The sequence below is a fragment of the Curtobacterium sp. AC273 genome, assembly GCF_979253735.1.
Genome location: NZ_CEEDDU010000006.1, coordinates 306,812 through 327,629, shown reverse-complemented (window position 1 = coordinate 327,629; position 20,818 = coordinate 306,812). Strand labels below are relative to the sequence as shown.

The 20,818-nt window shown below is 73.4% G+C and carries 22 protein-coding genes and 6 pseudogenes; 18 read left to right on the top strand and 10 right to left on the bottom strand.

All coding sequences use genetic code 11. From position 1 onward, the window contains the following. Positions 1-17: 17 nt before the first annotated feature. Both ACZ8AI_RS11950 and ACZ8AI_RS11945 read right to left on the bottom strand, forming a co-directional pair. Positions 18-650 carry an FAD-binding oxidoreductase gene (locus ACZ8AI_RS11950; RefSeq protein ID WP_464858399.1) on the bottom strand — a complete coding sequence of 211 codons (633 nt, stop codon included), beginning with the start codon at positions 648-650 and terminating at the stop codon, positions 18-20. Beyond that, positions 647-1,242 (bottom strand): annotated as a pseudogene (locus ACZ8AI_RS11945) (molybdopterin-dependent oxidoreductase). The gene ACZ8AI_RS11950 and the pseudogene ACZ8AI_RS11945 overlap by 4 nt, the downstream one beginning before the upstream one ends. 243 nt (positions 1,243-1,485) lie before the next feature. Here ACZ8AI_RS11945 and ACZ8AI_RS11940 point away from each other — a divergent pair. The 17 genes and pseudogenes from ACZ8AI_RS11940 to ACZ8AI_RS11860 all read left to right on the top strand — a co-directional run bounded on the left by ACZ8AI_RS11940 (position 1,486) and on the right by ACZ8AI_RS11860 (position 12,623). After that, a complete protein-coding gene (locus tag ACZ8AI_RS11940; RefSeq protein ID WP_464858398.1) occupies positions 1,486-3,087 on the top strand; it encodes an ABC transporter substrate-binding protein in 1,602 nt (533 codons plus the stop codon). Continuing rightward, positions 3,084-3,233: pseudogene (locus ACZ8AI_RS11935) on the top strand (ABC transporter permease); the annotation flags it as partial. The gene ACZ8AI_RS11940 and the pseudogene ACZ8AI_RS11935, both read left to right, overlap by 4 nt. A 73-nt stretch (positions 3,234-3,306) precedes the next feature. Then, positions 3,307-4,107, top strand: a complete 801-nt coding sequence (locus ACZ8AI_RS11930) for an ABC transporter permease (protein WP_464858523.1) — start codon at positions 3,307-3,309, stop codon at positions 4,105-4,107. Then, positions 4,104-6,290, top strand: coding sequence for an ATP-binding cassette domain-containing protein (locus ACZ8AI_RS11925; RefSeq protein WP_464858522.1), 2,187 nt, complete (start codon positions 4,104-4,106; stop codon positions 6,288-6,290). Before ACZ8AI_RS11930 ends, ACZ8AI_RS11925 begins: the two co-directional genes overlap by 4 nt. Continuing rightward, a pseudogene (locus ACZ8AI_RS11920) lies at positions 6,227-6,361 on the top strand (ABC transporter ATP-binding protein); the annotation flags it as partial. The gene ACZ8AI_RS11925 and the pseudogene ACZ8AI_RS11920, both read left to right, overlap by 64 nt. A gap of 63 nt (positions 6,362-6,424) precedes the next feature. After that, positions 6,425-6,907, top strand: a complete 483-nt coding sequence (locus tag ACZ8AI_RS11915) for a hypothetical protein (RefSeq protein ID WP_464858397.1) — start codon at positions 6,425-6,427, stop codon at positions 6,905-6,907. A gap of 25 nt (positions 6,908-6,932) precedes the next feature. Then, positions 6,933-7,095 (top strand): annotated as a pseudogene (locus ACZ8AI_RS11910) (CocE/NonD family hydrolase); the annotation flags it as partial. Between the two features lie 91 nt (positions 7,096-7,186). Beyond that, the gene (locus tag ACZ8AI_RS11905) at positions 7,187-7,678 is read left to right on the top strand and encodes a CocE/NonD family hydrolase (protein ID WP_464858396.1); all 492 of its coding nucleotides are present in this window, start codon (positions 7,187-7,189) and stop codon (positions 7,676-7,678) included. Between the two features lie 16 nt (positions 7,679-7,694). Next, positions 7,695-7,934 carry a hypothetical protein gene (locus ACZ8AI_RS11900; RefSeq protein WP_464858395.1) on the top strand — a complete coding sequence of 80 codons (240 nt, stop codon included), beginning with the start codon at positions 7,695-7,697 and terminating at the stop codon, positions 7,932-7,934. 12 nt (positions 7,935-7,946) lie between these two features. Then, the gene (locus tag ACZ8AI_RS11895) at positions 7,947-8,708 is read left to right on the top strand and encodes a CocE/NonD family hydrolase C-terminal non-catalytic domain-containing protein (RefSeq protein WP_464858394.1); all 762 of its coding nucleotides are present in this window, start codon (positions 7,947-7,949) and stop codon (positions 8,706-8,708) included. Positions 8,709-8,789: 81 nt separating this feature from the next. Continuing rightward, positions 8,790-8,924 carry a hypothetical protein gene (locus ACZ8AI_RS11890; protein ID WP_464858393.1) on the top strand — a complete coding sequence of 45 codons (135 nt, stop codon included), beginning with the start codon at positions 8,790-8,792 and terminating at the stop codon, positions 8,922-8,924. 93 nt (positions 8,925-9,017) lie between these two features. Next, positions 9,018-9,065: pseudogene (locus ACZ8AI_RS11885) on the top strand (hypothetical protein); the annotation flags it as partial. Continuing rightward, positions 9,066-9,560: a hypothetical protein gene (locus ACZ8AI_RS11880; RefSeq protein ID WP_464858392.1), complete on the top strand. Its 495-nt coding sequence runs from the start codon at positions 9,066-9,068 to the stop codon at positions 9,558-9,560. A 26-nt stretch (positions 9,561-9,586) separates the two neighbouring features. Beyond that, positions 9,587-10,015 (top strand): hypothetical protein, encoded by a 429-nt coding sequence (locus ACZ8AI_RS11875; protein WP_464858391.1) that lies wholly within the window; start codon positions 9,587-9,589, stop codon positions 10,013-10,015. A gap of 202 nt (positions 10,016-10,217) precedes the next feature. After that, a complete protein-coding gene (locus ACZ8AI_RS11870; RefSeq protein WP_464858390.1) occupies positions 10,218-10,598 on the top strand; it encodes a Dps family protein in 381 nt (126 codons plus the stop codon). Positions 10,599-11,098: 500 nt separating this feature from the next. Beyond that, complete coding sequence (locus tag ACZ8AI_RS11865; RefSeq protein ID WP_464858389.1) at positions 11,099-12,196, top strand: alkaline phosphatase; 1,098 nt, start codon at positions 11,099-11,101, stop codon at positions 12,194-12,196. Next, positions 12,150-12,623, top strand: a complete 474-nt coding sequence (locus ACZ8AI_RS11860; protein WP_464858521.1) for an alkaline phosphatase — start codon at positions 12,150-12,152, stop codon at positions 12,621-12,623. Before ACZ8AI_RS11865 ends, ACZ8AI_RS11860 begins: the two co-directional genes overlap by 47 nt. Before the next feature lie 311 nt (positions 12,624-12,934). On the opposite strand, the pseudogene ACZ8AI_RS11855 reads toward ACZ8AI_RS11860, so the two are convergent. The 8 genes and pseudogenes from ACZ8AI_RS11855 to ACZ8AI_RS11820 all read right to left on the bottom strand — a co-directional run. After that, positions 12,935-13,006 (bottom strand): annotated as a pseudogene (locus ACZ8AI_RS11855) (LuxR C-terminal-related transcriptional regulator); the annotation flags it as partial. A 134-nt stretch (positions 13,007-13,140) separates the two neighbouring features. Beyond that, the gene (locus tag ACZ8AI_RS11850) at positions 13,141-13,422 is read right to left on the bottom strand and encodes a hypothetical protein (protein WP_464858388.1); all 282 of its coding nucleotides are present in this window, start codon (positions 13,420-13,422) and stop codon (positions 13,141-13,143) included. Positions 13,423-13,636: 214 nt separating this feature from the next. Then, a complete protein-coding gene (locus ACZ8AI_RS11845; protein ID WP_464858387.1) occupies positions 13,637-14,374 on the bottom strand; it encodes a sensor histidine kinase in 738 nt (245 codons plus the stop codon). 55 nt (positions 14,375-14,429) lie between these two features. Beyond that, entirely contained in the window at positions 14,430-14,741 is a 312-nt protein-coding gene (locus ACZ8AI_RS11840; protein WP_464858386.1) for a hypothetical protein, read from the bottom strand. A 263-nt stretch (positions 14,742-15,004) separates the two neighbouring features. Beyond that, complete coding sequence (locus tag ACZ8AI_RS11835; protein WP_464858385.1) at positions 15,005-15,739, bottom strand: hypothetical protein; 735 nt, start codon at positions 15,737-15,739, stop codon at positions 15,005-15,007. 516 nt (positions 15,740-16,255) lie between these two features. Continuing rightward, positions 16,256-18,808, bottom strand: coding sequence for an aldehyde dehydrogenase family protein (locus ACZ8AI_RS11830; protein WP_464858520.1), 2,553 nt, complete (start codon positions 18,806-18,808; stop codon positions 16,256-16,258). Between the two features lie 4 nt (positions 18,809-18,812). Further along, on the bottom strand, positions 18,813-19,148 hold the full coding sequence (locus ACZ8AI_RS11825) for an aldehyde dehydrogenase family protein (RefSeq protein WP_464858384.1): 336 nt from the start codon (positions 19,146-19,148) through the stop codon (positions 18,813-18,815). Beyond that, positions 19,145-19,423 (bottom strand): aldehyde dehydrogenase family protein, encoded by a 279-nt coding sequence (locus ACZ8AI_RS11820; RefSeq protein ID WP_464858382.1) that lies wholly within the window; start codon positions 19,421-19,423, stop codon positions 19,145-19,147. Before ACZ8AI_RS11820 ends, ACZ8AI_RS11825 begins: the two co-directional genes overlap by 4 nt. Before the next feature lie 130 nt (positions 19,424-19,553). Here ACZ8AI_RS11820 and ACZ8AI_RS11815 point away from each other — a divergent pair, with 130 nt between their 5' ends. Next, positions 19,554-20,321 carry a glycosyltransferase family 9 protein gene (locus tag ACZ8AI_RS11815; RefSeq protein WP_464858381.1) on the top strand — a complete coding sequence of 256 codons (768 nt, stop codon included), beginning with the start codon at positions 19,554-19,556 and terminating at the stop codon, positions 20,319-20,321. Positions 20,322-20,818: the final 497 nt, after the last annotated feature.

Here is a 20,818-nt window from a genome sequence, read left to right as displayed (position 1 = left end):
CGCCAGGGACTCCTTCGTCAAAGCCGTCCGGCCGGCACCGTCGAGCCCGCGGGAGCCGTACGGGCTGTACACGTGGGTGACCTCGACCCCGGCCGCCTCCGGCGCGGGCGAGCTCGGGGCGGAAGAAGACGTCGTCGGGGGTGCGGACGGCGTAGAGCAGCCGGAACGGTCGCCGCGTCGCCGACGTCGGCGTGCGCCCCGGCGATCGCGGCGAGCGGGACGATGCCCGATCCGCCGGCGATGAGCTGCACGGGGCGGTCCGTCGCGCCGGGGTGCCAGACGAACCAGCCGCCGAGCGGGCCGTGCACCTCGAGCGCGTCCCCGACCTCGACCGCGTCGACGAGGAACGGCGAGACCTCGCCGCCGTCGACCCGGTCCACCGCGAGCAGCACCGAGGTGCCGTCACCGGACGAGGCGATCGAGTACGAACGGGACGCCTGGTAGCCGTCCTCGGCGGTCAGCCGCACGTCGAGGTGCTGCCCGGGGTCGTTCCCCGGCCAGCTCGGCACGTCGAGGACGATGCGGCGCGCGTTCGGGGTCTCCGGCGCGACCGACGCGACGGTCGCGGGGTGCCAGGCCGGCCGCCTGCCGGACCGGGCGGGCGTGCTCGGGGTGCGCTGCGCCTCCAGGCCGGTGTCGGGGAGCGTCACCAGTACCGCTCTTCCTTCCACGGGTCGCCGTGCAGGTTGTAGCCCGCGTTCTCCCAGAAGCCCGGCTCGTCGTCGGACTGCATGACGATGCCGCGCACCCACTTGGCGCTCTTCCAGAAGTAGAGGTGGGGGACGAGCAGTCGGGCCGGGCCGCCGTGCTCGGGCGTCAGCGGTTCGCCGTCGGCCTCGAACGCGATCCAGGACTGCCCGTCGAGGAGCTCGTCGAGGGGGACGTTGGTCGATGTAGCCGCCGTAGCTGTGCACCATGCAGTACTCGAGCGAGGTCTCCACGTCGGCGAACAGGCGGTCGAGGGGCACGCCGCGCCACGGCATGTCGAGCTTCCGTCCAGTGCGTCACGCAGTGGATGTCGACCTGCACGTCCTCGACCCCGAGCGCGTGCACCTCGTCCCACGTCCACCGGTGCTGGCCCGACTCGGTCTGGATCGAGAAGGCCCACTCGGAGGGCTCGATCTCGGGGGTGGCACCGGCCGACAGCACGGGCCAGTCGCGGACCAGGGTCTGCCCGGGCGGGATGCGGGGGTCGTCGCGGTCGTCGCGGCGGCCGCCGAACCCGCGCGTGAACGTGGCCATCGGTGCTCCTTCGTCGGGACGGACGGGTGCCCGTGGTCCGATCCTGCCGCGTCGCGGGAGCGTCGGGCGAGCGCCTGTGTAACGGGTTGGTAAACGTTGTCCCGACGTGATCGTGCGGACGGATCCGCGTACGGCTGCGGATCGACGCGGTCCGGCGACTCCGGGCGATGCGTCACAGGGGCTGGGTCGGGAGCAGAAGCCCTCTATCGTTCACCGGAACGATTACAGGAGGGGTCACCCCGAATGCAGCCCATCGTCCCCGAACCCCGGAACGCCCGCGGCCCGAGCCGCCGAGCGCTCCTCACCGGCGCCGCCGGACTGGCCGGCCTCGGCCTGCTCACCCTCACCGGGTGCAGCTCCGGCGCGTCCGCCGGCACCACGACCCTGCCGGAGGCCGCCGCCACCGGCACCGCTCGGCAGGGTGGTCGCCTGCGCATCGCGCGCCCGGCCGCCTCTGCCGCCGAGACGCTCGACTCGGCCAGCTCGCTGTCCGCGTACGAGTACCTCGGCGCGCTCTACAACCGGCTCGTCAAGCTCGACCAGCAGGGCCGGACGATCCCGGACCTCGCCGAGGAGTGGACGGCGAACGACGACGGCACCGAGTGGACGTTCCGGCTCCGGAAGGGCGTCCGCTTCCACGACGGCTCCCGCTTCACGGCCGACGACGCGATCGCCAGCATCCGGCACATCCTCGACGAGAAGACCGGCAGCCCGCAGGCCGGCGTGCTCGGCGAGGTCATGGACGCGCAGTCGATGACCGCGGTCGACCCGTACACGCTCCGCTTCGCGCTGACGAAGCCGAACGCCGAGTTCCCGTCGCTCCTGACCGCGTACCAGTGCTACATCGTGCCGGCCGGCGCCATCGCGGACATCGGGAAGACCGGCATCGGCACCGGCCCGTTCCGGCTGTCGTCCTTCACACTGGCCGGTGCCGGCAGCGTCGAGGCGTTCGACGACCACTTCGCCGGCCGGCCGGTGCTCGACGGCATCGACTTCTACTCGATCCAGGACACCACCGCCCGGGTGAACGCCCTGCTCGCGGGGCAGATCGACCTGATCTCGCAGACGAACCTCGACTTCGCCACCGCTCGGGTCGTCGCGGCCTCCGACCGAGCGACCATCGCGCGGTCGAAGAACGCGCAGTGGTACACGATCCCGATGCTCGCGACGTCCGAGGAGTTCCGCGACCCGCGGGTGCGCCAGGCGATGAAGCTCGCCTACGACCCCACGAAGATCGTCGACACCGCGCTGCAGGGCACCGGCTCGGCCGGGTGGGACAACCCGGTGCCGCCGCAGCTCGCCGCCTTCGTCGACGACCACCGCGAGTACGACCCGGACAAGGCGAAGGCCCTCCTCAAGGCCGCCGGGCGCGAGGACTTCCGGACCGCGATCTACACCTCGTCGTACGAGTCGGTCTTCACGCCGATGGCCGTCGCCTACCGTGACGCGGTGGCCGACGCAGGCATCACCCTGACCGTGAAGAACGCCAGCTCGGACTCGTACTACACACAGATCTGGATGCAGAAGCCCCTCATGGTGAGCTACTGGTTCACCGGGCGCCCGATCGACCAGCTGCTCAACCAGATCTTCCGATCCGGCTCGTCCTACAACGAGAGCGCCTGGTCGAACGAGACCTTCGACGGGCTGCTCGACGACGCCCGCGCCGAGATGGACGACGCCAAGCGCCTGACGTACTACCAGGACGCGCAGCGGCTCATCGTCGCGGACGGCGCCGACATGACCCCGATGTTCGGGGACCGGCTGGTCGGGCTGTCCCGCGACGTCGTGAACTACTCGGAGTACGGCTTCGAGTTCGACTACCTCCGGATCGGACTCCGCCGATGAACGTCCTCGTCCCCGTCCTCCGCCGGCTCGGCATCGCCGTCCTCACGGTGGTGCTCGCCTCGCTGTTCGTGTTCCTCGCCGTGCAGGCCCTGCCCGGAGACGTCGCGCAGCAGCTCCTCGGGCAGAACGCCACGCCCGACGCCGTCAAGCAGCTCCGCGAGTCGCTCGGCCTCGACCAGAACGTCTGGCTCCGGTACCTGCAGTTGGCTCGGCGGTGCCGTGCACGGCGACTTCGGCACCTCGCTCGTCAGCGGGGAGCCCGTCGCCCCGACGCTCTTCACGGCGTTCCGCAACAGCATGCTCATCGCCGTCCCCGCGATGATCGTCGGTGTGACGATCTCCCTCACGCTCGGGGTCGTCGCGGGCGTCCGTCGCGGACGTCCGTCCGACCGGGTGATCTCGATCGTCAGCCTCGTCGTGATGAGCGTGCCGGAGTTCATGGTCGCGAGCGTCCTCGTGCTGCTCTTCGCGATCGGCCTGCCGCTCTTCCCCGCGGTGGTCCTGCGGGGCAGCGACGCCACCGTGGCGGAGCTCCTGCCGACGATCTGGCTGCCGATCATCGTCCTGACGCTCGCCATGGCGGCGTACATCGTCCGCACCGCCCGGTCGTCGACGATCGACGTGATGGCGTCGGAGTTCGTGACCACCGCCGAGCTCAAGGGCCTGACGATGCGGCGCGTGGTCTGGAAGCACGCGGTACCGAGCGCCCTGCTGCCGACGCTCAACGTCGTCGCGCTGAACGTGGCCTGGCTGCTCGGCGGCGTGGTCGTCGTCGAGAACGTCTTCAACTACCCGGGGATGGGCAAGCTCATGCTCGAGTCGGTGTTCAACCGCGACCTGCCGACGATCGAGGCGATCGCGCTCCTCAGCGCCGTCGTCTACGTGGTGTGCAACCTGGCGGCGGACCTCGTCGCCCTCGCGCTCGACCCGAAGCTGCGGACCCGCCAGCGCCGCCAGCGCACCCGGAGCCGGACGCGCCCCGGTACCTCCGCGCGCACCTCCCGGAAGGCAGCAGCATGACCGCGACCGCCCCGCGCTCCCGCGCCGTCCTCGGCGCCGCCGTCGCACCGCTCCGCAGCTCGACCGCGCTGAGCATCGGTCTCGGGCTCATCGCCCTGCACCTGGTGCTCGCGGTGCTCGCCCCGGTGATCGCCGGCCACGACCCGGTCGCGACGAACAGCGCCGACGTGCTCGCCGGGCCGACCTGGACGCACTGGCTCGGCACCGACCAGTACGGCCGCGACATCCTGTCCCGGACGCTCAACGGCGGCCGGTACGCCCTGCTCGTGACCTTCCTCGCGACGACCATCGCGGTCGCGGTCGGGACGTTCCTCGGCGCCGTCACGGCGTACGCGGACAACTGGTTCGACGAGGTCGTCATGCGCATCGTCGACGCGCTCCTCAGCGTGCCGTCGATCCTCGCGCTGCTCGTCGTCGTGACGGTGTTCGACGCCGGCCTCTGGGTCATCGTCCTCGCGGTCACGATCGTCTACGCCCCCGCCGTCACCCGGGTGGTCCGGGGCGCCGCGCGGAGCGTGATAACGCAGGACTACGTCACCGCTGCCCGGGCCCGCGGCGAACGGCCGCTCTCGATCGTGTTCCGCGAGATCCTGCCGAACGTGCTCGACGTCGTGCTGGTCGAGTACGCGATGCGCGCCTCGTGGATCGTGCTGCTCGTGGCGTCGCTGTCCTTCCTCGGCTTCGGTGCGAACCCGCCGACACCGGACTGGGGCCCTCATGGTGCAGGAGAACCGCACCGCCCTGACCGTCGTGCCGCTCGGCACGCTGGCGCCGATCGCGGCGCTCGCGACCCTGGTCGTCGGTCTCAACCTCGCGGCCGACGGCCTGAGCAAGTCGCTCGGCGTCGACCGGGCGAAGCAGGGAGTCAGCGCATGACGCACACCGACACCGGAACGGCCCCGGCCGACACGGCGACCGCACCGGACCCGATCGTCCGCGTCGACGACCTCGCCGTCTCGTACGCCGCCGGCCGCCGCACCGTCCCCGTCGTGCGGGGCGTGTCCTTCGCCATCGAGCAGGGACGCACCCTCGGGCTGGTCGGGGAGTCCGGCAGTGGCAAGTCCACCGTCGCGCGGACCCTGCTCGCACACCTGCGCGCCGGTTCCACCATCGAGCGCGGCACGGTCCGGGTCGACGGTGCCGACGTCTTCGCCCTCTCGCCGGCCGGCCGCCGGGCCCTCCGCGGCGGCACCGCCTCCGTCGTGGCGCAGAACGCCGGGCAGGCGCTCACCCCGTCGATGCGCGTCGGCGAGCAGATCCGCGAGGCCCTCCGCGCCCACGGCGAACCCGACGGCCCGGACCGGGTCGCGGAGCTCGTCCGGCTCGTCCGCCTGCCGGATCCGGACGCGATCGTCCGGCGGTACCCGCACCAGCTCTCCGGCGGCCAGCAGCAACGCATCGCGATCGCGATGGCCGTCGCCGCCCGCCCCCGGGTGCTCGTCCTCGACGAGCCCACCACGGCGCTCGACGTGGTCACCCAGGCCGCCGTCCTCGACCTCATCGCCGACCTCGGTCGCGAGCTCGGCATGGCCGTGCTGCTCGTCAGCCACGACCTCGGCGTGGTCTCCGCGATGGCGGACGAGATCGCCGTCATGCGCGACGGCGAGGTCGTCGAGCACGCCGCCACCGCGGCGCTCTTCGCCGCTCCGCAGCACGAGTACACGCGGGCCCTGCTGGCCGCGGTGCCGGACGGGCGACGGCCTGGAGGCACGGCCCACCCGCTCGGATCGGTGACCGTCTCCGAGTCGCTCGCCGCCAGGGCGACCGGCACCGCGCCTCCCGGCCCGCACGTCCGTCCCGTGGTGACCGCCGAGGACCTGGTGATCCGGTACGGGCGCGGCCTGCCCGCCGCCGTCGACGGCGTCTCCTTCACGATCGCGCCGCGCGAGACCCTCGCCGTCGTCGGCGAGTCCGGCAGCGGCAAGTCGACGCTCGCGACCGCCCTGGCCGGCCTGGTGCCGGCGGAGTCCGGCACCTTCACGTTCGACGACGGCACGACGAGCGGCGACCTGCGCGAACTGATCGCCAAGGGCGGTCCCCTGACCTCCGACGCGGTGCAGCTCGTGTTCCAGAACGCGGACACGTCGCTCAACCCACGGCGTACAACGTCGGGGCGGCCATCGCGCGGCCCCTCAAGCTCTTCACCGGCAGCACGTCCCGTGAGCGGGTCGGCGAACTGCTGACGCAGGTCGGTCTCGGACCGGAGTTCGCGAGCCGGCTGCCGGTACAGCTGTCCGGCGGCCAGCGCCAGCGCGTCGGGATCGCCCGGGCGCTGGCGGCCGAACCCCGGCTCGTCGTCGCGGACGAGATCACGACGGTGCTCGACGTGCAGGTGGTGCAGGCCGGCATCCCGTCGCTCCTGGCCGACCTGCAGCGGGAACGCGGGCTGAGCCGCCTGTTCATCAGCCACGACCTCGCCGTCGTGCGCGGCGTCGCCGACCGCGTCGCCGTGATGACCGGCGGGCAGATCGTCGAGATCGGACCGACCGAGCGGGTGTTCGGCGGTCCGAACCACCCGTACACCGCCGACGCTCCTCGCGGCGACGCTCGAACCCGGCAGCACCGTGCTGCCCGACGTCGGCGACGGGGTCCCGCGCTGGCGTCACGCCGCGGGGTGGACCGACCGGGGCGACGGCCACCACACCCGGAACTGGGAGGACGCATGACCGGCCACACCGCACCCGGGCCCGACCCGGCGCTGCCCGACGGCGGCCACACCGACCCTGGGCCCGGAGCCGGCGCTGCCCGACGGCGGCCACACCGCACTCGGGCCCGACCCGGAAGCTGCCCGACGGCGTGACCGTCCGCGACACGAGTGGATCCTGATGCCCGACGGCGTCCGGCTGCACACGCGGATCTGGGCGCCGGCGTCGGCCGCACCGGACGCGCCGGTCCCCGTGCTCCTCGAGTACCTGCCGTACCGGCTCGACGACCGGACGGCGCCGCGCGACTCCGAGCGACACCCCCGGTACGCCGCACGGCTACGCCTCGGTCCGGGTCGACATCCGCGGGACCGGGTCGTCCGACGGGTCCTTCGACGACGAGTACAGCGAGCGAGGAACTCCGCGACGGCGAGGCCGTGATCGCCTGGCTCGCCGAGCAGGAGTGGTCCACCGGGGCCGTCGGCATGTTCGGCATCTCCCGGGGCGGGTTCCTCCAACGCCCTGCAGCTCGCCGCCCGCGCGCCGGCGGCGCTCAAGGCGATCGTGACGGTCTGCTCGACCGACGACCGGTACGACAACGACGTGCACTACGTCGGCGGTGCGGTCCTCGGGATCGACATGGCCGCGTGGGGCGCGACGATGTTCGCGTTCAACTTCAGAAGGCCGCCGCGGCCTCGAGGTCGTCGGGCCGTCGTGGGCGGCCGCAGTGGCGCGACCGCCTGGACTCGAACCGACCGATGACCCCGGTGTGGCTGTCGCACCAGGAGCGCGACGACTACCGGCGGCACGGCAGCGCCGCCGAGGACTACGACGGCATCGGCGCCGCGGTGCTCGCCGTCGGCGGCTGGGCCGACCCCTACCGCGACGCGGTGCTCCGCGCCTGGTGTCGAACGTGCAGGCCCCGGTGAAGGGCATCGTCGGGCCGTGGTCTGCACCAGTACCCGGACCGCGGGCTGGCGCCGGGTCCATCGATCGGCTTCCTGCAGGAGACCCTGGCGGTGGTGGGACCAGTGGTTGCGCGGGATCGACACCGGGGTCGAGCAGGACCTCGCCGGCGCTCCGCGCCTGGATCAACGAGGGCGAACCCCCCGCCACGTACTACGAGTCGCCGCGCCGCGGCCGCTGGGTCGGCGCCGAGGCGCGGCCGTCCGCGGCGACCCGTGACGACGTCGCGGCGTGCTGTCGACGCTGCGCGGTGGGTCCGACGGGCCGGTGGTGGTGCGGTCGCCGCAGCACACCGGTGTCGACGCGGGTCGGTTCTTCCCGTTCGGCAACGCCACCGACCTGCCCCCGGACCAGCGCGCCGAGGACGGTCGCTCGGTCTGCTTCGACCTGCTGCTCGACGAAGCGGTCGACGTGCTCGGCACCGTCCTGGTGCGCCTGACCGTCACGAGCGACCAGCCCCGTGCCACCGTCACCGTGCGCCTGTGCGACGTCGCCCCGGACGGATCGTCGACGCTCGTCACGCGTGGGGTGCCAACGCCACGAAGCGGAACGGCATGGACGACGACCTGCTCGAACTCCGGGGTCCCCACCGTGCTGCCGGTCCGGCTCGTGTCGACCGGCCACCGGTTCGCGGCGTGGACAATCGGCTCCGCCTCGCCGTGCGTCGACGTCGTACTGGCCGTATCCGGGCCGCACGGCACCGACGCCACCGTGACGATCGACCCGGATGCCTCGAGCGTCACCCTGCCCACCTGGACCCGGTCGACCGACGACGGAGTGGTCTTCGCCGAGCCCGAACGGTCCGAGCCCCTCGTGATCGAGCGCGTCGCGCCGGCCGACCCGCTGCCGCAGCGGACCGTCACGCACGACGTCGAGACCGGGGAGTGGACGCTCGACGTCGACCCCGGCTACAAGGCGGACGCGTGTACCCGGACGGGCTGGTGTTCACGGAGGACGCCCGGGAGACGTACCGCATCACGCAGGACGACCTGACCCTCAGCGCGGGCGTCGTCGCGGTGGTCGATCGGGCTGTCGAAGCCGGAGTGGCAGGCGCGGTTCGAGACGACGTCCGAGATGACCGCCGACGCCGAGGCCTTCCACCTCGTGAACACCGTGCGGGCGTGGGCGCGCGACGGCGGAGCGGACGTCCCCGAGATCCTCGTCGCCGAGCACACGTTCGTCGACGACGTGCCGAGGACCTCGGCGTGACCGGCACGACCCGCTACGGCGGCAGCGGCCCGAGGTCCGGCGGGCGATGATCGTCGACGCCGCCCGCGCCGTCATCGTCCGACAGGGCCGGCGCTGACTGGCCCGGACATCGCGGCCGCGGCGGACGTCTCAGTCGGCACGGTGACGTACCACTTCGGCAGCGTCGCGGAGATCCTCAACGAGGTCGTCGTGCTCGAGACCGAGCGGTTCTACGGCGCGATCGTGGCGGCCGTGGACGCCGAACCCGACCCCCGTCAGGGCGCTCCGGATGCCCGTCGCGCCCCTCTTCGGCGACACCGAGCAGGTCCGGCAGTACCAGCGCATCTGGTCCGACTACTGGACCGCGGTCGCGCGTCGACCCGAGGTGGCGGCCGAGTACGCCGAACGCATCCGCGTGGAGCTCCGTCTCGTTCGGGTCGTCCGACGCGGCACCGACTCGGGCGTCTTCACACCGGCGGAGTCGCCCGAGGTCGTCGCGCCTCGCTCGCGGCGCACAGCGACGGCGTCGCGACGCAGATCGCCCAGGGGGTGCTGACCCTGACGAACACGGTCGCGTTGCAGTGGATGTGGACGTTCCTGGCGCACGAACTCGGTGTACGCCGCGCGTATCGGGGAACGACGCCTGACCCCTTGTGATGAGGCGCTTCCCTTACCGTTGCAGCATGGCACGGACCCGGCGACAGCCCAGCGAACGCATCCTCCTCGCCGGTGGCGTCGACGACCTGCCCGAGATCACCCGCATGCTCGAGGACCTGCTCGAGAACGCCTACGGCCAGGTCTTCGTCGAGGTCGCCCTGGACGAGCAGGTCCGGGTGCTCCCGGCACCGCCGGCAAGGCCGGGCCTGCGACGTGGCTGGTCCGGAGCGCCTGCGAATCCGCCGTCGCGCCCCTGGTCTTCGCCGACCACGGCGAGGCACTGGCCGCCGCCGTCACCGGCTGGGCGTCCGGAGTGCGTCGCCGACTGCGAGCCCCGCACCACCGTCTGGATCGGCAAGCCGGACAGTCTCGGGGTCGAGCGGGCCCGGTCCGTCGTGCAGATCGAGCTCACCGACGCGGGGTTCCCACTGTCGGCTGACCCGCACCGCGGGTAAGGTCAGCCCGCTTCCTTGCGGCATACAAGAGAACCGGGCACTGTTGTGACCATCGGTTGCACTCCGCCGGCCAGCACAGGTCCAGCGGGTCGGTGTGGCCACGAGGTAGGAGGAAGCACAGCTGACCACGCAGAGCACCACCACGTCCAGCACCACGACCACCACGTCACCGTTCTCGACGACGCCGGAGCTCGCCGCCGGGGTGGCACAGTTCGCCCCCGTCGTGATCGACCTCGAGGCACTCGTCGTCAACGGCAAGCAGGCGCACCGGCACGTCCGCGGCCGCAACTTCGTCGGCGTGCACGAGCTCCTCCGACACCATCGTCGACATCACCAGGAGTGGGCCGACCTCGCCGCGGAGCGCATCGTCGCCCTCGGCCTGCCGGTCGACTCGCGCATCTCCACCGTCGCGGCGAACACCACCACCCCGCCGCTGTCGGAGGGCTTCCAGAACTCCGACGTGACCATCACCGAGGTCATCGAGATCGACGCCGCACTGCTGCAGGTCCGCCGTGCCGTCGAGGGCCTCGACGAGGTCGACCTCAACTCGCAGGACGTCGTCATCGAGATCGAGCGCGCCTGACCAAGGACTGCTGGCCTTGCAGGCGCACCGCCGCCTGAGTCGCGATCATCGCCTCGACGGAGGCGCTGGTGCCAGCTGGCACCGCGCCTCCCGTCCGTCCGTTCGCGCGTCCGTCCGTTCGCCTGCGGTCGAAAGATGGACACGCATCTTGCGACACCGCACTCGTCGATCGACGCGTGGATCGTCGAAACATGCACGCGCACCGGATGCGTGTTCAACGGTGACACCGCACGAGTCGATCGACGCGTGGATCGTCGGAACATGCGCACGCACCGGATGCGTGCGCACGCACGACGCCCGCACGAGCCCCCGCCGCCGCCGCCGCCCCGCGCCCCGCACGAAGCCCCCGACGCCCCCGCTGACGCCCCGCCCGACGCCCGCCGGCCAGCGCCCGCACCACGTTCACCTGACCGACGCCACCGGTTCACCCGCCTGTACCCCCGCACAGCCATCCACTCCGGATGGCACCTGTTCGGGGGCACAGACAGGGAGACCACCCCATGCAGCACACCTTCCGCAGCGCCGCCGCCGTGCAGCGCTCGCACTCGGCGCCGCGCTCATCGCCGGCGCCATCGCCCTGCCGGGCGGCCGAGGCCGTCGGGCAGCTCGCACTGACCAGCACGGCGGTGCCCAGCGCGCACCCGGCGACCAGACGCAGGCCGTCCGCCAGGCGATCAAGAACGCCAACGCGAAGAACGTCATCCTGCTCATCGGCGACGGGATGGGCGACTCCGAGATCACCATCGCCCGCACCACTACCAGTACGGCGCCGCGGGTCGCCTGCCGGGCCTCGACGCCCACTACTGACCGGCTCGTACACGACGTACTCGCTCACGAAGGACGGCGCGAACAAGGGCAAGCCGGACTACGTCACCGACTCCGCGGCCTCCGGGCAGCGCGGGGCGACCGGCACCAAGACCTACGACGGCGCCATCTCGGTCGACATCGACGGGAAGCCGCAGCAGACGCTCCTCGAGCTCGCGAAGGCGAACGGCCTCCGCACCGGCGACGTCTCGACCGCCGAGATCCAGGACGCCCACCCCGGCGGTCCAGGTCGGCACGTCGGCTCCCGCTCCTGCTACGGCCCGGACACCGCTGCGTGCGGCACCGACGCCCTGCAGAACGGCGGCCTCGGGTCGATCAGCGAGCAGCTGCTCAACGCCCGCCCGGACGTCACCCTCGGCGGCGGCTCGAGCGAGCTTCCAGCAGACCGCGAAGGCCGGTCAGTACGCGGGCGACACGCTCTTCGACCAGGCTTCGCAGCGGCCGGTAGCCCAGGTCGCGCCGACGCGGCTGGCCTCACGGCCGTCCGGAAGGCCGACCAGAAGCAGCCGCTCCTCAGGCTGTTCACGCCGGGCAACTTCCTCGACCCGCTACGCACCGACCACGGCGACGGGGGCGGCGCCGACCAGGCACCCCGTGACCTGCACGCCGAACCCGGCGCGACTCGACACCGGGCTGTCGGCTGGCTATGCTGCCGAACAAGTCGATCAACCTGCTCGACCGTGGAAGACGCGGCAAGGGCTTTTCCTACAGGTCGAGGGCGCGAGCATCGACAAGCAGGACCACGCCGCCGACGCCTGCGGCCAGATCGGTGAGACGATCGACTTCGACGAGGCCGTGCAGTCCGCGCTCGCCTTCGCCAAGGAAGGACGGCAACACGCTCGTCATCGCGACCGCCGACCACGCCCACTCGAGCCAGATCGTCGACAACACGCCGCCGACCTCGCTCTCCACGGCCCTCTCCACGTCACCGCCGACGGCGCGACGATGAAGGTGTCCATGGCACGCGTGGGCGCGGGGCCTGCTAGCAACACCGGCACCCAGGTCCGGATCGCCGCGTTCGGCCCCGGCGCCGCGAACGTCGTCGGCCTGACCGACCAGACGGACACGTTCTTCCACGATGTCCGAGGCACTCCGCCTGAACGGCGACCTCGCGGCCTGAGCCGCAGCCCCGTCGACCTGTCCGTCCGGGTCGCCGCGACCCGGGCGCGTGACGGTGACCGGCTCGAAGTTCGCCGGTGACCGCCAGGTGCGGGTGCAGGTCGGGGTCGACCGACCTCGGCACGGTCGACGTCATCGACGGCTCCGCGTCGGTGCAGTGGAAGACCGTCGCCGGCAAGGCCACGGTCACCATCACGGGCGTGCAGTCCGGCAAGCAGGCCGCGAAGCAGGTCCGCGTCCAGGCTACCGACGGCAGCAGTCGCCGACGGCAGCACGACTTCCGGGACCGGCCTGGTCGCCCCGCTCAGAGGGGAGACCAGGCCGGTCTCGTACGCCAGCACGACGGCGTGCACGCGGTCCCGCAGCTGCAGCTTCGCCAGGATCCACCCGACGTGGGTCTTCACGGTCTGCTCCGCGATGAAGAGCTCGGCCGCGATCTCGCCGTTCGACCGCCCCTTCGCCATGAGCAGGAAGACGTCGCGCTCGCGGTCGGTCAGCACGTCGATGGCCCCGGTGGGCGCGGCGCGGCCGGCGGCGGACCCGCGACGAACGCCTCCACCAGGTGCCGGGTCACCCGCCCCGCAGTGCCAGCAGGGCCTCACCCAGGCCACGGTCCGGACGGCCTGGCACGAGTTCCTCGGCGCTGGCGTCCTTGAGCAGGAACCCGCTGGGCACCCGCCCGCGCAGCGCGTCGAACCACGTAGTCGTCGATGTCGAAACGGTCGATGAGCATCATCACGCGGAACGGGTCGGTCCGTCGTGGCCGCCCAGTGATCCGCCGGGTCGCCTCGGATCTCGTCGAGCTCCGGCATCGCGAACGTCCATCAGGATCGACGTCCAGCCGCAGCGCGCTCGCCTGGGCGACGCTGGCGTCGAGCACCGTTCACCGCCTGGCCCACGACGTCGACGTGGTCCTGGGCCTGGAGGATCGCAGCATCAGTCCCATGCGGAACATCTGCTGGTCGTCCACCACCATCACCGCGCGTCATCGGGTTCCTCCGCCGGCTTGCCGGTGAGCGGGTGGGCAGAGTGCACGTCGACCGAGAAGCCGCCGTCCGGGCCCGCGCCGTGGACGATCGTGCCACCGAGCGCGGCTACCCGCTCGCGCATCCCGGCGGAGGCCGAAGCCGCCGTCGTCTGGGGGAGCCGCGAGCCGGTGGCGCGGTGGTGGCGACCGTGACCCGGAGAGCCGAGCCGTACTCGACCGTCACGACGGTGGGACGCGGCCGGGCGCGTGCCGGGCCACGTTGCCGTGGAGCGCCTCCTGCACGACCCGGTAGGCGGTGAGCTGCGCGAGCTGGTCGACGTCGTCCGCGGGGCTCAGCCGCTCCTCCACCGGGATGCCGGCGGCAGCGGTCGCCTGCACGAGCGCCGGCAGGTCGGCCAGGGTCGGGCTGCGCCCGCTCCGCCTCGCCGTCGCCGCGGAGCGTGCCGAGCAGTTGCCGCACGCGGAGCGCCGTGCGCGACGTCCTCGCGATCGCGGCGAACTCGGCGCGGGCGCCGGGTGGCAGGTCGGCCACCCGGTACGGCGCCGACTCCGCCTGCATGGACGACGGACATGCTGTGCGCGACAACGTCGTGCAGTCGCGGGCGATCCGGGAGCGGTCCTCGACCGAGCGGCGCCGGGCCTGCTCGAGCTCGGCGTCGCGGCGGGCGGCGGCGAGTTCCTCGCGGATGGAGCGGCGCTGCCCGATCACGACCGCGGCGGCGGCGAGCACCAGGGTGTTTCCCGCGTTGACCACGAAGCTCGTCGCCCAGACGTCCGCGTCAGCACCGAGCGGCTCGGCGTCACCGCGACGAGCAGCAGGCTCAGCACGGCCGCCGCGGTCCACACCGTCGCCGTGACCTGCCAGGCGCTGCGGACGCCGAGCACGACGAGCAGGACGCTCAGCTCGATGATGCCTTCGTCACCGGCCGGGCCACGGACCGGTGCTCGGCGCCGGTCAGCAGGCCGAGGGCGGCGAGGCCCGCCAGGTGCACGACCGAGGCGGCGCGCGGGTACAGCGGGGCGAGGCCGATGGTCAGCGAGAGCACGGCGGTGACCAGCATCGCGACGGGCACCGGCACGCCGTAGTACTCGACCGTGACCGGGGCGGCGACCGCGAAGAGCGTGACGGCGACGACGACGAGCCCGATCCGGACGGACAGGAGGACCAGGACGGCCGGGGCGCCGGGGGCTTTCGCCGACGCTGCGGTCACGGGTACTCGCCCTCCCGGTCGGGGCGGTACGGGGCGCGGGCAAGGTCGCGCCTCCGAAGCCGATGCTACCGATCACCCGGTCCACCACGATCCCGAGCCCGGCCGCGACCACCATCGACACGACCGCGGCGACGAGTGGTTCGTGCAGCACGCTCGACGCGGCGAGGGCGATGCCGATCGACGTGGCCGACCACGCGGCGCCGGCGATCGCGCTGATGACGAGGAAGCGACGCAGGGCAGCTTCGTCGCGCCGGCCGTCATGTTCACGGCGACCCGCCCGACCGGGATGTACCGGCCGACGAGGATGAGGCTCGCGGAACGCCGCCGCATCTGCCGCTCGGCGAAGGCGAAGGCCACGGCGATGGGCCGTCTCGAGTGCGCGAGCCGGCGAGGCCGATCTGCTGCCCGATCCAGTAGGCGACCGAGTCACCGGCGACGGCACCGGCCGCGGCCACCAGCACCCCGGCGAGCACCGGCTGCCCGGAGGCCGCGGCGATGGCGGCGACCGGGCGACCAGCGCGGACTCTGCTCGGCAACCGGTGGGAAGAACCCATCGACGAAGCAGAGCAGGAAGAGGACGACGACGACGAGCGGACTCGCTGCCAGCTCGACGACGAGCGGGGTGACCTGGTCGAACACGGGCGACGCTCCTCTCCGCCGACGGACCTCGTCGACGGGATCGACGCTACGGAGGCGCCGGGCGGCTGCCATCCCGCTGTGCGGTCTCGACCCACCTCCCACCGTGGTGTGACGCGACCCTGGTCGGTCGGGGCGAACAACAGCACGTCCGGGGCGTCCACCCGACGGTCGGTCACGGTCGTCGGCGCCTCGAGGTGCACCGCGCCGGACGGCAAGGCGATCCCGACGCCACCGAAGCGCTCCATGACCCGCCACTGCGCGACGACGTCCTCGCCGGCGCGCTCCGGCGGCAGCGCCTCCCAGAAGCCGAAGCCGCCGACCGCGACGAGGGCCTTCGCGGTCGTACAGCACGCACGCACCGACCCAGGCGACGCGGTACGGCACCCAGCCCCCCGGCTCGACGTCGAGCTCCGCCGCCAGGTGCGCCGGGTTCGCGGCGTTGTGGAGCGACCAGCGGTCGAACGCCGGCGTGCCGTGCGCCGGACGACCTCCTTGCACGACGGGGCACAGTCCCAGCGCTCGAAGGACAGACGCCCCGTGCGGCCGCTCTGGTCGTCCAGGCAGGACAACCCCGCACGGGGCTGCCGACGAAGCCGCAGCGCAGGGAGCGGAGCGCGTCGAGCATCCGGGCGATCGTGCCCGGTTCTGGAGCCAGACGTCGTCGTCGAGGAACAGCACCGCCGGGGCGGGTCGCGTGCGCGAGGAGGAACTGCCGGCGCTCGGCCAGGCCACGCCGTTCCGGGTGCGTGAGCAGCGTGCGACGGGCCGGCCCTGCGCCTCCAGGACGCGCACCACGGCGGCCACCGACGGCGCGGCGGCGGCGTGCCCGTCCCCGGACTGGTCGCCGAGGACGAGGCGCAGGTCGACGCGTCGGTCTAGGCCGCCAGCCCGGCCAGCGTGGTGGCGAGTTCCGCCGGCCGGCCGACCGTGGGGATCAGGACGTCGACCTCGGCCGTGGGGTGTCCGCCGGTGCGGGGGCTGTCGCCCAGGACCCCGACCAGCGGGCGGTCACGGCGCCGGGTCGGGCTCGGGCGCTGCGCGGCTTCGCGGATGCGCCGGACGACGGCGGAGGTGGAGTGCTCGGGGACGTAGTCGACCATGACGACCTCGCCGCCGTAGCCACGCACGACCTCGGTCTCGCGCAGCATCTCGGGGGAGTAGTCGCCGCCCTTGACGTACACCTCGGGACGGAGCCGCTCGATGAGCGGGATGGGGGTGTCGGTCGCGAACACCGGACCAGGTCGACGCAGGCCAGGGCGGCGAGCACGCCGGCGCGGTCCTCGGCCGGGTTGATCGGTCGTTCCGGGCCCTTCAGCCGCCGGACCGAGTCGTCGTCGTTCAGCGCGACGACGAGCAGGTCGCCGAGGTCGCGGGCCTGCCGCAGGTACGTCGTGCCCGCGGTGGACGACGTCGAAGCACCCGCTCGTGAAGACGACCCGGCGACCGTCCTGCCGGGCACGATCCACCGCGTCGGCGAGCTCGTCGTGGTCGACGACGGTCGCGCCGGAGCGGTCACGGACTCCAGGGAGGCCGCGGCGGTGCAGACGGAGGTGCCGGCCTCGCGGACGACGACGTCGGCTGCGGCCTGCGCGACCGACACCGCGTCGCGGAGGGGCGCGCGGACGGCGAGGGCGACGCGGTGGCTGCGGCGCAGAAGGTGTCGCCGGCGCCCGACGCCTGCTGCTCGGAGGCGGGGGTGGCACGGTGCGGAAGGCGCGGTCGGCCGCCGGGCCGGTGCCGTCGTGTCCTGCCGCTGGCTCGAGCAGGACCGTGCCGTCGCGGTCGAGCGTGACGACGGCCGCGCGGGCGCCGGTGCGGTCGAGGACGTCGCGACGGGCGGCGTCGACGGCGGCGGCACGCTCTGAGCCGACGCCGAGTTCGTGCCCGGAGGAGCGCCGCGGCCTCGCCGGCGTTCGGCGTGACGAGGTCGGGGGCCAGCGCCGCCCAGCGGGTGAGGTCGAGGCGTCGACGACGACGGCACCGGGGCGGTCGCGGTCGAGCATCGGGACGACGTCGGACTGCCTGCACGCCGAGCCCGTAGTCGCAGACCACGGCGGCGTCGGCACAGCGGATCGCGCGCGCGACGGCCTCGCCGAGACGGGCGCCGTGTTCGGCGGTCGGGGTCGCGGCGAGTTCGTCGACGTGGACGACGACCCGGTCGCCGCCGACGACGCGGACTTGGTCGTGGTGGTGGCGCCCTCGAGGACGACGAGGTACGAGGTGTTCACCCCGGCGGCGTCGAGCCGGTCGCGGAGGACCCGTCCGGCCTCGTCGTCGCCGATGAGCCCGACCATCCGGACGCGGGCGCCGAGCGCGCGGGCGTTCACGGCGGTGTTCGCGGCACCGCCCGGGACGGCGATGGTCTCGGTGACCCGGACGACCGGGGCCGGGGCCTCGCGGAGACCTGCTCGGCCTCGCCGACGGTCCACCGGTCGAGGATGCAGTCGCCGATCACGACGACGAGGGGTTCGCGGTCGCCGACCGTCGCGACGAAGTCGCGGACGAGGCGGACGTCGGCGGTCACCGGGCACCCCCGGTGGCGTCGGCGCTGCCCGCGGTGGCACCGGCCGAGTCGGCCGGCCCGGGGCCTCCGCGGGATCCGGTGCGGCCGGAGCCGGCGCTTCCGCCGGGGTCGGGCGGCGGCGGCCGGTGCCGCTTCGAGGTGGACGACGGTGGTCGTGGTCATCTCGTCGAGCAGGTACGGGCCGTACCCGAAGCCGGCGCCGGAGGCGCCGCGGGCTGCGCGCTCCGCCGGGCGCCCCGCCGAAGACGGCATTCACCTTCACGGTGCCGACCGGCAGCTCGGCCGCGGCACGGAGCGCGTGCCCGGTGTCGTTGGTCAGCACCGTCGCGGCCAGGCCGTACCGGTCGGCGGCGGCGAGCCGGAGGCCCTCGTCGAAGTCGTCGACCACACGCACCGGAGCGATCGGGCCGAAGGTCTCCTCGGTCATCACGAGCATGTCGTCGGTGCAGCCGGTCAGGACGGTGGCGGGGTAGAACGCGCCGAGGCCACCCGGGGTCACACCGCCGGTCCGGGCCGAGGCGCCGCGCTGCAGGGCGTCGTCGACGTGCGACTGCACGGTCCGCCGGAGCCGGTCGTCGACGAGCGGTCCGAACTCCGCCGCCGGGGACGCGGTCCGCCGCTCGGCCTCGGCGACGAGTGCGGCGACGAAGGGCTCGGCGACGTCGCGGTGGACGTAGACCCGCTCGACGCTCGTGCAGATCTGCCCGGTGTTCGCGAAGGCACCGAGTGCGACCTGCGCGGCCGCCCACGCGGGGTCGACGCCGGCGTCCACGACCACGGGGTCGTTCCCACCGTTCTCGCGGATCACGTGGGCGCGCGTCCGGGCAGCGACCTCGCTCAGCCGGTCGCCGGTCGCGGTCGAGCCGACGTGGGCGTACACGTCGATGCCGTCCTGGCCGAGCAGCAGCTCACCGGTGGCGGCGTCGCCGTCGACGCCGACGATGACGCCGTCCGGCAGGACCCGGCGAGGAGGGCGCCGAGTCGGCGAAGGTGGCCGGGCACTGCTCGCTGCCCTTGTGCACGACGGTGTTGCCGGTGACGATCGCGGCGCCGAGGATCCCGCAGGCCACGGCCACCGGGTCGTTCCACGGGGTGAGGGCCAGCACCACCCCGCGGGGGTGCGGCACGGACCAGTCGGCGGCGCCGAACTGTCCGCGCAGCGCCTCACCGCGGTGGACCGGACCGAGCTCGGCGTACTGCACGAGGGTCCCGACGCCCGCCCTCGACCCCGCCGAGCGCGTCACCGGGGACCTTGCCGGTCTCGCGGGTGTTCAGCGCGGCGAGCTCCTCGGCGTGCGCACGGACGTGCTCGGCGGCCCGGCAGCAGTGCGCCGCGCTCGGCCGGGGCCGTCCGCGCCCACGCGCCGCTGCCGCGCGCGCGAGCGACCGCGTCCCGGACGTCCTCCTCGGAGGCACGGTGCACCGACGAGGCGATCGATCCGTTCACCGGGTCGGTGACGACCAGTGCGTCCTGGTCGGTGTGTGCGGAGGCGTCGGTGGCGGGAGCTGCGAGCGTCATGGGTCCCTTCCGAGGGCGGGCGGGAGTCGAACGCTGCTCCGGACCGGCTGGGTACGGACTCGACTCGCGCTTCGGTCCATCGGGCGCCGCTGCTGGGCACCCGGGCGGCCCCGACCGGTAGACGGGAGGGGTGCAACCGATCGGCAACGGTGGAGAACGGTTCGAGGACGTCCGGGAGATCGCGGTGCTCCGCAGTGGGAGCCTGGGGGACCTGCTCGCCGCGGTCCCCGCGATCGAGGCCCTCGCCGCCGCCTACCCCGACGCCCGGGTCACCCTGCTCGGCGGCCCGATGGCCCCCTGTCGTCCTGCGCGCAGCGGCCGGACCGCCGCGGTGCACGCGTTCGAGGAGCTCCCCGTCTCGCCCGGCGTGCGGGACTCCGGTGACGACGCACCGTCCCTCGACGACTTCGTCGACCGGCTGCACGGCCGGTTCGACCTGGCCGTGCAGCCGCACGGCGGTGGACGCAACTCGAACCCGTTCCTGCTCCGCCTCGGCGCGCGTCACACGGTCGGCACCGCCACCGAGGACGCCGAGGCGCTGGAGCGCTGGGTCCGCTACGTCTACTACCAGCACGAGGTGGTCCGCGCGCTCGAGGTCGTCTCGCCCGCCGGTGCCGCCCCCGTCACGCTCGACCCCCGGGTGTTGGCCGACGACGCCGAGCGTCGGGCGGTGCGCGAGCGCCTCGGTGTCGCCGGGCGGCTCGTGGCGGTGCACCCCGGAGCGACGGACCCCCGTCGGCGCTGGAGCCCGGACCGGTTCGCCGCGGTCGCATCGGCGCCCGCCTCGAGGCCGGCGACGACGTGGTGCTCGTCGGCGACGCGACCGACGTCCCCGCAGCCGAGGCCATCGTCGCCGCCGTACCCTCGAGGGGCCGCGCGGGCCGCCTGCACGACCTGACCGGCGCGGCTGCCGCTCGCCGAGCTGCCCGCGGTCCTGGCGGCCGCGGACGTGATGGCCGGCATGGCGACGACTCCGGTCCGCGCCACCTCGCTGTCGCGGTGGGGACCCCAACGGTCGGCGTGTTCTGGTTCGGGAACGTCGTCAACGCCGGGCCGTTCGACCGTGGTCGGCACCGCGTGCACCTGTCCTTCGTGACGAACTGCCTGGTGTGCGGGATCGACGTCACGCAGGTCGGCTGGACGGCGGAGCGCTGCGAGCACGACCCGTCCTACGTCGACCAGGTCACCCCGGAGGCGGTCCTCGACGACGTCGCCGACCTGCTGCGCAACCACCCTGACCGGCGCGTCCGGTTCGGTTCGGTTCGAGCCGCGAAAGCGACAGATCGCCGCGAACGTCCCGCGGGCATCTGTCGCTTCGGCGGGGTGGTCCGGCCCAACGCCGGACGGGAGGCGCGGCGCACGACCGGCACCGCGGCTCTCTCCCGTCCGCGACCG